7 protein-coding genes are annotated in these 14,260 nt (G+C 64.9%); 2 read left to right on the top strand and 5 right to left on the bottom strand.

Features of this window, described 5'->3' with window-relative positions; genetic code table 11:
* Positions 1–78: 78 nt before the first annotated feature.
* Complete coding sequence (locus tag BVG12_RS25815; protein ID WP_075794893.1) at positions 79–807, bottom strand: 16S rRNA (uracil(1498)-N(3))-methyltransferase; 729 nt, start codon at positions 805–807, stop codon at positions 79–81.
* Positions 808–929: 122 nt separating this feature from the next.
* Between BVG12_RS25815 and tkt the strand changes: the two genes are divergently transcribed.
* A complete protein-coding gene (tkt, locus tag BVG12_RS25820) occupies positions 930–2,927 on the top strand; it encodes a transketolase (RefSeq protein ID WP_075794894.1) in 1,998 nt (665 codons plus the stop codon).
* 219 nt (positions 2,928–3,146) lie between these two features.
* Complete coding sequence (gene gap, locus BVG12_RS25825) at positions 3,147–4,157, top strand: type I glyceraldehyde-3-phosphate dehydrogenase (protein WP_075794895.1); 1,011 nt, start codon at positions 3,147–3,149, stop codon at positions 4,155–4,157.
* Positions 4,158–4,258: 101 nt separating this feature from the next.
* Here gap and map read toward each other — a convergent pair whose 3' ends face one another.
* From map to glnE, 4 genes are all read right to left on the bottom strand, one after another.
* Positions 4,259–5,026, bottom strand: a complete 768-nt coding sequence (map, locus tag BVG12_RS25830; RefSeq protein WP_075794896.1) for a type I methionyl aminopeptidase — start codon at positions 5,024–5,026, stop codon at positions 4,259–4,261.
* 98 nt (positions 5,027–5,124) lie between these two features.
* A complete protein-coding gene (locus BVG12_RS25835; protein WP_156895741.1) occupies positions 5,125–8,007 on the bottom strand; it encodes a TonB-dependent receptor plug domain-containing protein in 2,883 nt (960 codons plus the stop codon).
* 458 nt (positions 8,008–8,465) lie between these two features.
* Positions 8,466–11,333 (bottom strand): TonB-dependent receptor plug domain-containing protein, encoded by a 2,868-nt coding sequence (locus BVG12_RS25840; RefSeq protein ID WP_075794897.1) that lies wholly within the window; start codon positions 11,331–11,333, stop codon positions 8,466–8,468.
* 135 nt (positions 11,334–11,468) lie between these two features.
* Complete coding sequence (gene glnE, locus BVG12_RS25845) at positions 11,469–14,210, bottom strand: bifunctional [glutamate--ammonia ligase]-adenylyl-L-tyrosine phosphorylase/[glutamate--ammonia-ligase] adenylyltransferase (RefSeq protein WP_075794898.1); 2,742 nt, start codon at positions 14,208–14,210, stop codon at positions 11,469–11,471.
* Positions 14,211–14,260: the final 50 nt, after the last annotated feature.

Here is a 14,260-nt window from a genome sequence, read left to right on the forward strand (position 1 = left end):
TCGGCTAACGTCGTTTTGGCTGAATCGACCAAGCCCCATGTGCAGGCGTTGCGCTGTGCATGGGGCTGAAGTGCTCCTTCATAACGCATCCCATGTCGCCGCCAGGATGGCCAGTGCCGCCAGCCCGGCGGTTTCCGTGCGCAGCACACGCGGGCCCATCGACAGCGGCAGCGCACCCGCGGCAAGCGCGGCTTGTTCTTCCTGATTGCTGAAACCACCTTCCGGGCCGACGAGCAGCGTGACATCACGCGGCGCTTGAGCACGCGCCCAATGCGCAAGAGAACTCGGCGCGTGCGGCGACAGCAGGATCGCCGTGTGGTCGCCCGTGGGACGGGCGAGCCAGTGCTGCAGGTCTTGCACGGGCGCGACATCGGCCAGGCGGTTGCGGCCGCACTGCTCGGACGCGCTGACGACGACGGCCTGCCAGTGCGCGAGGCGCTTGTCGGCCCGGTCGCCGGACAGGCGCACGACGGAGCGCTGCGCTGCCAGCGGGGCGATGGCGGCGGCGCCCAGTTCGACGGCCTTCTCGACGATCCAGTCCATCTTGCTACTCTCGGGCAGACCCTGGGCCAGGGTCACGCGGAAGGGGAGTTCCACGTCGACGGCCTCGATCGCCAGGATCTCGGCGGTGGCGCGGCGCTTGCCGATCTCGACGAGCCGCGCGCGCACCTGGCCGCCCTCGCCATTGAACAGCACGAGTTCGTCGCCGCTCTGCTGGCGCACGACGTGCAGGTGGTGGGCGACGGGTTCCGGCAGGTCGACGACGCTGCCGGGGCGAAGCGGCTGGGGACAGTGGAAACGTGGCATGGATGGCAATCGGAACTGTGGAGAAGCCGGCATTTTAAATCCCGATGACCATGCTCTGGTAAAATAACGGGTTAAGGCCAGCCCGTGCCACCGCTTTCCAATCCTCAGACTTCACCACACCCATGAAATCTCTGCAAACCACCACCCTGATGGCCAACGCAATCCGCGCGCTGGCGATGGACGCCGTCCAGAAGGCGAATTCCGGTCACCCCGGCATGCCGATGGGCATGGCCGAGATCGCCGTAGCGCTGTGGGACGGTCACTATCGCCACAATCCCGCCAATCCGGGCTGGATGAACCGCGACCGTTTCCTGCTGTCGAACGGCCACGGTTCGATGCTGCACTACGCACTGCTGCACCTGTCGGGTTACGACCTGTCGATGGACGACATCCGCAATTTCCGCCAGATGCACTCCAAGACCCCGGGCCACCCGGAAGTCGGCATCACCCCGGGCGTGGAAACGACGACCGGCCCGCTGGGCCAGGGCATCGCCAACGCCGTCGGCATGGCGCTCGCGGAGTGGCTGCTGGCCAAGGAATTCAACCGTCCGGGCTTCGACATCGTCGACCACTACACGTACGCGTTCGTGGGTGACGGTTGCCTGATGGAAGGCATCTCGCACGAAGTGGCGTCGCTGGCCGGCACGCTGCGCCTCTCCAAGATGATCTGGCTGTACGACGACAACGGCATTTCGATCGACGGCAAGGTGGAAGGCTGGTTCACCGACGACACGCCGAAGCGCTTCGAAGCCTACGGCTGGAACGTGATCCCGGGCGTGGACGGCCACGACGTCGCCGCGGTCGATGCCGCCATCGCCAAGGCCAAGCAGTCGGACCGTCCGACGCTGATCTGCTGCAAGACCATCATCGGCAAGGGTTCGCCGAACCTGCAGGGCGGCGACAAGGTGCACGGCGCCGCGCTGGGCGAGAAGGAAGTCGCCGCGGTGCGCGAGCACCTGATCTGGGACGCCGTCCCGTTCGACATCCCGGCCCCGATCTACGAAGCGTGGGACCAGAAGCAGAAGGGCGCCTCGCTTGAGGCCGCATGGAACGAACTGTTCGCCGGCTACCGCGCACAGTATCCGGAACTGGCCGCCGAATTCGAGCGCCGCATGAAGGGCGACCTGCCGGGCAAATTCGAAGAGACGCTGGCCGCCGCCATCGCGCAGACCATCGACAAGAAAGAAACGATCGCCACGCGCAAGGCGAGCCAGAACGCGATCCAGGCGCTGGCACCGGTGCTGCCGGAATTCCTGGGCGGCTCGGCCGACCTGACCGGCTCGAACCTGACCAACTGGAAGGAATCGATCCCGCTGCGTTCGGGCACGCCGGGCAACCACATCAATTACGGCGTGCGCGAGTTCGGCATGGCCGCCATGATGAACGGCGTCGCCCTGCACGGCGGCTTCATCCCGTTCGGCGCCACGTTCCTGACGTTCTCGGACTACAGCCGCAACGCGTTGCGCATGGCCGCGCTGATGAAGATCCGTTCGCTGTTCGTGTTCACGCACGACTCGATCGGCCTGGGCGAAGACGGCCCGACGCACCAGTCGGTCGAACACGTCTCGTCGCTGCGCCTGATCCCGAACCTGGACAACTGGCGTCCGTGCGACACGACCGAATCGACCGTCGCCTGGGGCGAGGCGGTCAAGCGCAAGGACGGTCCGTCCACGCTGATCTTCTCGCGCCAGAACCTGCCGTTCATGGAGCGCGACGCGGCGACCGTCGCCAATATCGCGAAGGGCGGCTATGTCCTGCGCGACGCGCAGAACCCGGCCGCCGTGCTGATCGCGACGGGTTCGGAAGTGGAACTGGCGGTGAAAGCCGCCGAAACCCTGGCAGGCCAGGGTATCCAGGTGCGTGTGGTGTCGATGCCGTCGACCGACGTGTTCGAGCGCCAGGACGCGGCCTACAAGGCTGCCGTGCTGGGCCGCGGCATCCCGCGCGTGGCCGTCGAGGCTGGTGTGACGGACTTCTGGTACAAGTACGTCGGCCTGGAAGGTGCCGTGGTGGGCATCGATACCTTCGGCGAATCGGCGCCGGCCCCGGTGCTGTTCAAGCACTTCGGCTTCACGGTCGAGAATGTCGTCGCCAAGGTCAAATCGGTCCTCCCGGCTTAACGAGGGGAGCCTCGCAAACCTACTGCGCGTTGCAGGTTCGGCCTGCGATGCTCGCTGTACCGTAAGTACAGCTGCGCTTCTCGGCCAAACCTGCGGCCGCTCGCTACGGTTTTCGAGGCCCCCGATACGCTAACGGGATGCACGGACGCGGAGGCTGTCCGTGCGGCTGTATTCGCGCTATGCTTCGGTGTTAGGATTTTTTTAATCAGGAGTGAATAAATGACGATCAAAGTAGCAATCAACGGTTATGGCCGTATCGGCCGCAACGTGCTGCGCGCTTTCTATGAAGGCGGCAAGAAACAGGACATCCAGATCGTGGCGCTGAACGATCTCGGCAATGTCGAGCACAACGCCCATCTGACCCGTTACGACACCACGCACGGCAAGTTCCCAGGCACCGTCGAAGTCGACGGCGACTACATGATCGTCAACGGCGACCGCATCCGCGTCTTCGCGCAGCGCAACCCGGCCGAACTGCCGTGGGGCGAGCTGGGCGTGGACGTCGTGCTGGAATGCACCGGCTTCTTCACCACCAAGGAAAAAGCCTCGGCCCACCTGAAAGGCGGCGCCAAGAAGGTCATCATCTCGGCACCGGGCGGCAAGGACGTCGACGCCACCATCGTGTTCGGCGTGAACCAGAACGTGCTCAAGAGCACGGACACCGTGATCTCGAACGCGTCGTGCACCACCAACTGCCTGGCCCCGCTGGTCAAGCCGCTGAATGACGCCATCGGCCTGGAAAACGGCCTGATGACCACCGTGCACGCCTACACCAACGACCAGGTGCTGACCGACGTGATGCACGAAGACCTGCGCCGCGCCCGTTCGGCCACGCAGTCGATGATCCCGACCAAGACCGGCGCCGCCGCCGCTGTCGGTCTCGTGCTGCCGGAACTGAACGGCAAGCTGGACGGCTACGCGATCCGCGTGCCGACCATCAACGTGTCGATCGTCGACCTGTCGTTCATCGCCAAGCGCGACACGACGGTCGAAGAGATCAACAAGCTGATGAAGGACGCATCGGAAGGCGCGCTGAAAGGCATCCTGACGTACAACACCGAGCCGCTGGTGTCGGTCGACTTCAACCACAACCCGGCCTCGTCGAACTTCGACGCGACGCTGACCAAGGTGTCGGGCCGCCTGGTGAAGGTCTCGTCCTGGTACGACAACGAGTGGGGCTTCAGCAACCGCATGCTGGACACCACCGTGGCGCTGATGAACGCCAAGTAATCCGCACTACCCAACGGAAAACGCTCCCTCGGGAGCGTTTTTCATTTGTGCGGATTACGTAGGGTGGGCGGAGGGCCGCCCACCCTACGAATGGTGTTACCTCATTTTGTTTTTGGCCAGGGCGTGAGGATCTCGAACCCGTTCTTGGTCACCGCGATCATGTGCTCCCACTGCGCCGACAGCGAGCGGTCGCGCGTCACGACGGTCCAGCCGTCGTCGAGCTGTTCCACGTCCGCGTCTCCCATATTGATCATGGGCTCGACCGTGAAGGTCATGCCTTCCTTGATGAGCATGCCCGTGTTCGGCCGGCCGTAGTGCAGCACCTGCGGGTCTTCGTGGTAGACCTTGCCGATGCCGTGCCCGCAGTATTCGCGCACGACGGAATAGCCCTGGCCTTCCGCCAGTTTCTGGATCGCATGGCCGACGTCGCCCAGGCGCGCGCCCGGACGCACGGCGCGGATGCCGGCCATCATGGCGTCGTACGTCGTGTCGACGAGCTTCTTCGCCTCCGGACTCGGCGTGCCGACGAAGTACATGCGGCTCGTGTCGCCGTGCCAGCCGTCCTTGATCACGGTGACGTCGATATTGATGATGTCGCCGTCGTTCAGGATCTCGGCAGGCGTCGGAATGCCGTGGCAGACGACGCTGTTGACGGACGTGCACAGGGTCTTGGGAAAGCCGTGGTAGCCGACGTTGGCCGGCGTGGCCTTTTGCACCTTGCGGATGTATTCGTTGCAGCGGCGGTCGAGTTCCTCGGTGGAGACGCCGGGGACGACGTATTCGGAAATCATTTCCAGCACCTCGGCCGCCAGGCAGCCCGAGACGCGCATCTTCGCAATATCTTTTTCTGTTTTGAGTTTGATAGCCATGGTTCGTTTGTTGTGCACCGGTCGCCCATGATAGCCGCTCGCATGAAAAAATGCCCGCCAGGCGAACCTGGCGGGCATTGTTCAGCCGGTCGATCCGATCAGAACGACTGGTTGTAGCGCACGTAGAAGAAGCGGTCGATCGGCATGTCGGCATCGACCGACGACGACGAAGCGGCACCCTGGTACGTGATGCGCGGCTTCTTGTCGAGCAGGTTGTTGATACCGAACATGATCTGGCCCTTCCACGACGTCTTGTAGCCGACGTTCAGGTCATGATAGACCTCGGCGCCCAGACGGTTGTAGTCGGTGCCCCAGCTTGCGGCACCGCCCGGGTTCGTGCACTCGGTTTCCGAATCCCAGCACTGGTCCTTGACCGCGCTGTAGTAACGGGCGGTCCAGGTGGCGTTCCAGTTGCCCAGGCTCCAGTCCAGCGACGTGACCGACTTGATGCGGTTGTAGTAGTACTCGCCCGCGTAGTCGACCCATTGGGCGTCCGCTGCGCTCTGCACCTTGAACGAGTGGGCGTACGAGGTGTCCGAACGCAGGTTGAAGCGGCCGTACTTGGTCATCGGGAAGCGATAGCCCAGCGACAGGTCGAGGCCGTCGGTTTCCAGCTTGCCCAGGTTGGCGTTGCCGCGTGCCAGGTCGGTGATCTCGCCGGCGGCGTTACGCTTGATCGACGTGCAGAACGACGGCACGTTGTTCACGTAGCACTGGTTCGCGACGTAGGTCGCCGTGACCGCGGTGATGCGGTTGTCGATCTTGATGTCGAACCAGTCCAGCGAGGCCGAGAAGCCCGGCAGGAACGACGGGCTGTACACGAAGCCCGCGGTGTTGGTGCGCGCGGTTTCCGGCTGCAGCGCGGCATTGCCCGCGCCGGCCTGGAACGGGTACGCGCCCTGTGCGCCGCCCGAACCGGCGATCGGCGAGCCGACCTGGTTCAGCTGGCGGAAGCCGGCGGGAGCGCCTGCGCTTGCGCAACGCGCGGCCACGGCCGGGTTGCGCGACGCTTCGCCGAACTTGGTGTCGCACGGGTCCAGGTACGTGTCGTAGGTCTGCTGGCCGCCGCCGAACGTGTCACCCACGGTCGGTGCGCGGAAACCCTGCGCCCAGGTGCCGCGGACCAGCAGGTCGGCGATCGGACGCCACTCGATGCTCATCTTGCTGTTGTTGGTGGTGCCGAAGTTGCTGTAGTCCGAATGGCGGGTTGCCAGGTCCAGGGACAGCGACTTGGCGAACGGTGCGTTCTTCAGCAGCGGGACGCGGGCTTCCAGGTAGGCTTCCTTGACGGTGTAGCGGCCGTTGGTGGAATTGCCCGCCAGGTCGGTCGAGTAGCCCGACTGTTCGAACTGGCCCGGACGGTCATAGCCGATCACTTCGCGGTGCTCGAGGCCGCCCGCGAAGCCGATCATGCCGGCCGGCAGCGCGTACAGGTCGCCGGCGATGTTGGCGGTGGCGCTGTTGATGGTCGAGCCGTAGGTGGCCTGGCCGGTCGACATGATGTATTTCAGCGCGCCGGCGGTGGACGCCGAAGGGCCGCCCAGGATGTCGAACGGGACGCAATCGGCCATCGCGATCGGCTTGGCGGCGGTGCCGCACTGGACGACGCCGGACGCGTTCAGGAACGACGGACCGAGGGCTTTCTTGAGGTTCAGCAGGTTCAGGTTGCCGGTCGACAGCACGGAGCCGCTGACGGCGCTGTGGTTGTAGCCCACGTCCCAGTTGAAGTTGCGGCCGGCCGCGGTGAATTCACCCGACACGGAAGCGTCGATGTGCAGCGTACGGTTTTCGTTGTTCGTGACGCGCGGCACTTCGATCGTGCGGCGATAGAAGAACAGGTCCTGGCCCTTGCCGGCACCGGCCACCTGGTTGCCATACGGGTTGTAGTAGCTGTCCTTGTCGACGTAGACCGGGTACTTCGACTGGGTCATCGAGTTCAGCGGGTAGCCCGCGACCTGCGCCGACGAGTTGCGCTGCGCGAACATCGCGGTGCTGTTGAAGTGCATGCCGAACGGCAGTTCCAGCGAGCCCTTGGTGAAGATGCTGTCGAGCTTGGTCGGCAACGCGAACATCATCTGGCTCGTCGAGTTGAACAGGTCGTTCACCGAGCTGGCATAGCTGTGGTAGTTGTTCGGGTCGCGCGAGTTGGTGCCGGTGCCCACGCCATCGTACGTGCCGGTGTGGTTCAGGACCTTGGTAAAACCGGTCGCACCGCCGCTGGCGCTGACCTGGCGGATACGGCCCCACGGGCCGGTGCCCAGGGTGCCGGCCGCCACGTGGGCCGGGCCGTAGGTGAAGGAGGTGATGTCGCGGTCTTTCGCCCAGACCGGGCCCTGCTCGGTGTGGGTCAGGCCGAACAGCAGCGAACCCTTGTCGCCGGCGACGCCGTAGGAAACCGAGTAGTCCTTCGATTTGCCGTCGCCGTTGCGCTGGTTGGCGCCGTGGTAGACGCTGACCTGGCCGCCTTCCATCGACTTCTTGAGGATGATGTTGACCACGCCGGCGATCGCGTCCGAGCCATAGATCGCGGAAGCGCCGTCCTTCAGGACTTCGATCCGATCGATCATGGAAGCCGGGATGGTCGACATGTCGGTGTAGCCGGCCACGGTGGCGGTCCAGCGCTTGCCGTCGACCAGCGTCAGCAGGCGGTTCGAGCCGAGGTTGCGCAGGTTGGCGTACTGGCCGCCGCTTTCGCGGTTCGACGTCAGGGCGCCGCCCTTGCTGAAGTCCGGCGAGCCGGCCGCCGACAGGTTGTTGATGATGTCGCCGACAGTGACGAGACCCGTTTTCTGGATCTGTTCCTGGGTCATCACCTGGATCGGTTGTGCGGATTCCAGGTCGACCTGGCGGATGCGCGAGCCGGTCACTTCCACGCGCTGCAGTGGCGCGGAGGTTTCTTGGGCATAAGCCGCGTGCATCCCGAACGCAACGCCGCCGAGGCACATCAGGCGGATCGAGCGGGACAAGACTTTTTCCATCATGGTTGCAAACTCCTAGGGTTAAGGCACGGCACACTGGGTACAGCAGCCGTGAATGTCCGTCGCTGAGCGACTGTTTTTGAAATCAATGTGGTTAACATTTTTTTCAAGCTGGCAATGGAATCATCCGCCATGGCAGCGTGTCAATCATCGGGCGTGCATATTTTGCGATTGTTGCACTCTTGCGTAATTACAAGAAAATCACGGGAGTTGAGCGTATTTACTGCAAGTGGGAATGCGTAAAGACACAAAAATATGCGGAAAGAATGGGTTGCCGGTAAAACGGCCTGTGGAATGTTGAATTAAGCACAACATTCTTTCATGCGTTCGGCGCACCAAAACGGGGCGCCGAACGACATCCGTCGTTTAATCTGTTACATTTGTACAACAGGCAAAATTTCTTCCGCGAAATAAAAATGCCCGCCGGCGCAGCCGGGCGGGCATGCATGCGGCGCGAACGGTCAGAACGACTGGTTGTAGCGCAGGTAGAACAGGCGGTCGATCGGCATCTGCGGATCGACGGACGACGACGACGACGTGCCGTTCGCGAACGACGAGTTGGCGTCGTAGACGATGCGCGGCTTGCGGTCGAACACATTGTTGGCGCCGGCCAGCAGCTTCGCTTTCCACGGCAGGGCATAGCCGATCGACAGGTCGCTGTAGACCATGGCGCCCAGCTTCGTATAGCCGGTGCCCCAGCTGGCCGGGTCGTTCGGGTTGCTGCATTCCTCGTTGTTGGCGGCGCTCCAGCAGTGGACCTTCACGCCGCTGTAGTAGCGCGACGCCAGGGTGGCGCTCCAGTTGCCGAGGTTCCAGTCCAGGGTCAGGTTCGATTTCACGCGGTTGTACGTGAATTCGCCGGCGTCGTTTTCCCAGTTCGCCGTCGCATTGCTCTTGATGCGGAACGTATCGGTATAAGTCGATTCCGACCGCACGTTGAACTGGCCGGCCGCCGTGCGCGGGAAGCGGTAGGCGACGGTCAGGTCGACGCCCCGGGTCCGCAGCTCGCCGAGGTTGGCGTTGCCGCGCGACAGGCTGGCGATCATGCCGGTGGCCGGGTCGCGCTTGATCCTATCGCAGAACGCCTGCACACCGCCGACGTAGCACTGGTTGATCTCGTAAGTCGCCGTCACCGCGGTGATGCGGTTCTTGACGTGGATGTCGAACCAGTCGAGCGCGACGGAAGCGCCGTTCAGCCAGCCCGGGCTGTACACGAGGCCGGCCGTCTTCGTCGTCGCCGTTTCCGGCTGCAGCGAGTCGTTGCCCGCGCCCGCGTTGAACGGGACCGGGGTCTGGGCGCCGCCGGCCGGGACCGGCGAGCCGGCCTGGTTGAGCTGGCGGAAGCCGGCCGGCACGCCGGCGGCCGCGCAGCGGGCGGCAGCGGCCGGATTCCTGGCCGCCTCGCCGTACTTGCTGTCGCAGGCGTCCAGGTAAGAGTCGTAGGCCTGCTGGCCGCCGCCGAACGTGTCGCTCAGCGTGGGGGCGCGGAAGCCCTGGGCGTACGTGCCGCGCGCCAGCAGGTCGCGCACCGGCTTCCACATCACGCTGGCCTTGCTGTTGGTGGTGTTGCCGAAGTTGCTGTAGTCGGAATAGCGCGACGCGATGTCGACGCTCAGCAGTTGCGCGAACGGCTTGTTCTTGAGCAGCGGGACATTGAATTCCAGATAGGCTTCGCGCACGGCGTACTTGCCGACGGTGGCATTGCCGGCCAGGTCCGTCGAGTAGCCCGATTGCTCGAACTGGCCCGGACGGTCGTAGCCGCGGACGGACCGGTGCTCGAGGCCCGCCGCCACGCCGATCGGGCCGGCCGGCAGGTCGAACAGTTCGCCGGTGATGTCGGCGGTGGCGCTGTTGACGGTCGAGCCGTACGTCGCCTGGCCGGTCGACATCACATAGGCCAGCGCCGCCGGCGTCGACGCCGACGGGCCGCCCAGGATATTGAACGGCACGCACTGGCTCAGCGCCACCGGATTCGCGGCCGTGCCGCACTGCACGATGCCCGCCGCATTGATGAACGACGGGCCGAGGGCCTTCTTGAGGTTCAGCAGGTTCAGGTTACCGGTCGACAGCACCGAGCCCGTGGTGGCGCTGTGGTTATAGCCGACGTTCCAGTTCCACGCCTTGCCCAGCACGCCGACATCGCCTTCCACGCCCGCCTCGATGTGCACGGTGCGGTTCTCGTTCTCGGCCGTGCGCGGGACTTCGCTCGTGCGGCGGTAAAAGAACAGATCCTGGCCCGGGTATGGGTTGTAGTAGCTGTCCTTGTCGATATAGACCGGGTACTTGCTCTGGGTGGCAGAGTTCAGCGGATAGCCGGCGGCCTGGCGGAACGACGTGCGGTCCGCGAACATCGCGGTGGTCGTGAACCGCATGTCGTGCGGCAGGGTGAGGCGGCCTTTCGTGAAGACGGACGTCAGCCGGGCCGGCGGCAAGTACACCATCTGGTCCGACGAGTTGAACGTGTCGGCGTCGGCGCCGGCATAGTTGTGATAGTTGTTCGGATCGCGCGCGTTGGCACCGGTGCCGTCGCCCAGGTAGGAACCCGTGTGGTTCAGGATCTTGTTGAATCCGGTGGCGCCGCCGCCGGCGTTCACCTGGCGGATGCGGCCCCACGGGCTCGCGCCGAAACCGGCGTTCAGGTGGTTCGGGCCGTAGCTGGCGGCCGTCACTGCGCGGTCCTTCGCCCACACGACGCCGTCCTCGGTGTATGTCAGGCCGACCATCATGTTGGCCCGGTCGTCGCCCGCGCCGTAGGAAAGCGAATAATCCTTCTTCCTGCCGTCGCCTTTCTCGTTCCGGCCGCCGTACAGGCTGAGCAGGCCGCCCTGCATGGTCTTCTTGAGGATCACGTTGACGACGCCGGCGATCGCATCCGAGCCGTAGATCGACGACGCGCCGTCCTTGAGGACTTCGATGCGCTCGATCATGGCCGACGGGATGGTCGACATGTCGGTATAGCCGGCGACGGTCTGCGTCCAGCGCTTGCCGTCGACCAGCACCAGCAGCCGGTTCGACCCCAGGTTGCGCATATTGATGAACTGGCCGCCCTGTTCGCGGTTCGACGTCAGGGTGGCCCCTTTCGAGAAGGCCGGGGTACCGGCGGCCGACAGGTTGTTGATGATGTCGCCGACGGTGACGAGACCCGTTTTCTGGATCTGGTCCTGGGTGATCACCTGGACCGGTTGCGCCGTTTCCAGGTCGACCTGGCGGATCCGCGAGCCCGTCACTTCGACGCGCTGCAATACGTCCGCCGTCTGTGCATGCGCGATGCCCGCCATCGCGTTCACGGCGACGGCGACGGCCATGGCGGTCTTGGTATGTTGTTGCATGGAATCTCCGATAAGGCGCGGCTATTGGCGCACAGCAAGCCATACGCTGGCTGTATCGGAGTATTTTGTATTGAGAAATATCAATACGAAAATATGTTAGTAGAGAAATGTTGACTAAAAACAACGTCCTCGCGTCTAAACGTGGAAGCAGTCGTGCCACAGCCGCACGACGACGTCCGCATGCTTCGCGACGAGGCTGCGTTCCACGCGGGCGTTTTCCTGGCCTTGCAGGCGCACCTGGTGCTGCAGCTTGCGCATCGCGCGGTAGGCGCTGGAGGCGCCGTCGGCGAGGCCGGTATCGATCAGGCCCAGCTGGCCGCACAGCTTCAGCAGCGCGATGTTGCCGACGTTCGCCGTCAGCTGCGGATACGCGCAAGCATGGCGCAGCACGAGGTATTGGACGATGAATTCGATGTCGATCATGCCGCCTTCATCGTGCTTGAGGTCGAAACGCTCGTCACGCGGTGGGTGGGCGTCGCGCATGCGCTGGCGCATCTTGACGACTTCGTCGCGCAATTCGGCCTCGCGGCCAGATCGGTCCTGGCGCAGCACCTGTTCGCGGATCGCCTCGAAACGCTTGCCGATGGCGGCATCGCCGGCGCAGAAGCGGGCGCGCGTGAGGGCCTGGTGTTCCCACAGCCACGCGGACGATTGCTGGTAGCGTTCGAACGCGGACACGGACGACACCAGCATGCCGGACGCGCCGTCCGGCCGCAGCGCCGTGTCGATGTCGAACAGGATGCCGGCCGGGGTATGCGTCGTCATCCACGTGATGAAGCGCTGGGCCAGCTTGGCATAGTTGGACGGCGCCATGTCGTCGTCGTCGTCGAACAGGAAGATCACATCCAGGTCGGACACATAGCCCAGTTCCTTGCCGCCCAGCTTGCCGTAGGCGATGACGGCGAATTGCGGCACCTCGCGGTGGCGCGACGCGATGGTGCGCCAGGCGCGGCGCACGACTTCGCACACGATCAGGTCGGCCAGCGCCGACAGGTGGTCGGCCAGGCGCTCGACGGACAGTTCGCCCGCGAGATCCAGCGCCAGCAGGCGGAACATCTGGGCGTGGTGGGCTTCGCGCAGGATGTCGAGCTGGCGCTCGGTGTCGCCGGCGGCCGCGTCGAGCTGGGCCGCGAGGCTGCTGGCCAGCGCCGGCAGATCCTCGGCGGCATTGCCGCGGTCGTCCAGCAGCTCGTCCAGCAGGATCGGGTGCTGGGTGAGGAAGGTCGCGGCCCAGCCGGACGCGTTGATCATGCGCAGCACCCGCTCCAGCGTGTGTGGATATTCCGTCAGCAGCGACAGGTAGGCGGAGCGGCGCGCGATGGCTTCGAAGAAATCGAGCAGGCGGCCCAGGGTGGCCGCCTGGCTGCCGAGCCCGGCGTCGGCGACGACGAGGGGAATCTGTGTCAGCGCCGTGTTCACGAGCGCGACGAGGCGGTGGCGGCTCGTTTCCGGCAAGGTCTGCAGCCGGGGCGCCTGCCACGTGGCGACGAGGCGGTTCGCGGCCGCCTGCGGATCGTCGAAGCCGAGGCTCGCCAGGCGGTCGGCGATGGCGTCGCGGTTGTCGGGATCGGAGAGCAGGGCATCCGGATCGACGGGCTCGGCGCCCGCCGCCTTGTCGGCGAAGATCGCGTCGAACTGGGCGGCGACGAACACGCGCCAGCTGTCCAGCCGGGCCAGCAGTTCGGCCTCGTCGGCCATGCCCATCATGCGCGCCACGGTGTGCTTGTCCTCGGGCGACACCGGCATGGTATGCGTCTGGGCATCTTCCAGGTATTGCAGGCGGTGCTCCAGGTTGCGCAGGAATGAATATGCCTCGAGCAATTGCTCGACGGTGTCGCCGGCCAGCAGTTCGCGTTCGGCCAACAGGCGCAGCGTCTTGCGCGTGGAGCGCTCGCGCAGGGCCGGGTCGCGGCCGCCGCGGATCAGCTGGAACACCTGCGCCAGGAACTCGATCTCGCGGATGCCGCCGCGGCCCAGCTTGACGTTCTGGTTGCGTTCCGGATGCAGGCGCTCCTGGCGGTTGACCTCGGCGCGGATCTGGGCGTGCATGGTGCGGATCGCGTCGATCACGCCGAAGTCGAGGTAGCGCCGGAACACGAACGGCCGCACGACGGCGTCGAGGGCCGCGATGTCGGCCGGATCGCCGGTGACCGCGCGCGCCTTGACCCAGGCATAACGTTCCCATTCGCGCCCCTGTACGATCAGGTAGTCCTCGACCATGTTCAGGCTCGCCACGAGCGGACCCGACTTGCCATTTGGACGCAGCGCCATGTCGACGCGGAACGTAAAACCGTCTTCCGTCACTTCGGACAGTGCGGCGATCAGCTTGCGGCCCAGGCGCACGAAGAATTCGTGATTCGACAGCGATTTCCGGCCGGGGCCGGCGCGGGTGTCGCCGTCCTCGGGGTAGACGAAGATGAGGTCGATGTCGGACGAGACGTTCAGTTCGCCGCCGCCGTGCTTGCCCATCGCCAGCACCATCATCTGCTGGGCGCGGCCCGACTCGGCGCCGATCGGCTCGCCGTGCAGCGCGGTCATCTCGGCCATGAGCTCGGCCAGGTGGGTCTGGACGGCGAAGTCGGCGAAGCGGCTCATCGCCGTGACGACTTCGTCGAGGTCGGCCTGGCCGTCGAGGTCGCGCCGGATGATGGCGCAGATGAGCAGGTTGCGCAGGCGGCGCATCGCCCGTACCGTCGGGAGCACCGAACCGTTCGGACCGAGCGCGGCTTCGGCCTTCAGCGCTGCGCCGAAATCGAGGGAGGCCAGCGATAATGCAGACAGGGTATCGACGCGTCCGGCACGGGCCGGGTCGGCGGCGAGCCAGCGTTGGTAAAAGCGCGACGTTTGCGCCAGGGACTGCGGGGAAGCTTCGAGCATAGGGCGAATTCCAGACGAGTTGTGCGTTTCGGGACGCTTGCTATGGGGTA

Source organism: Massilia putida, assembly GCF_001941825.1.
GTDB classification, from domain to species: domain Bacteria; phylum Pseudomonadota; class Gammaproteobacteria; order Burkholderiales; family Burkholderiaceae_D; genus Telluria; species Telluria putida.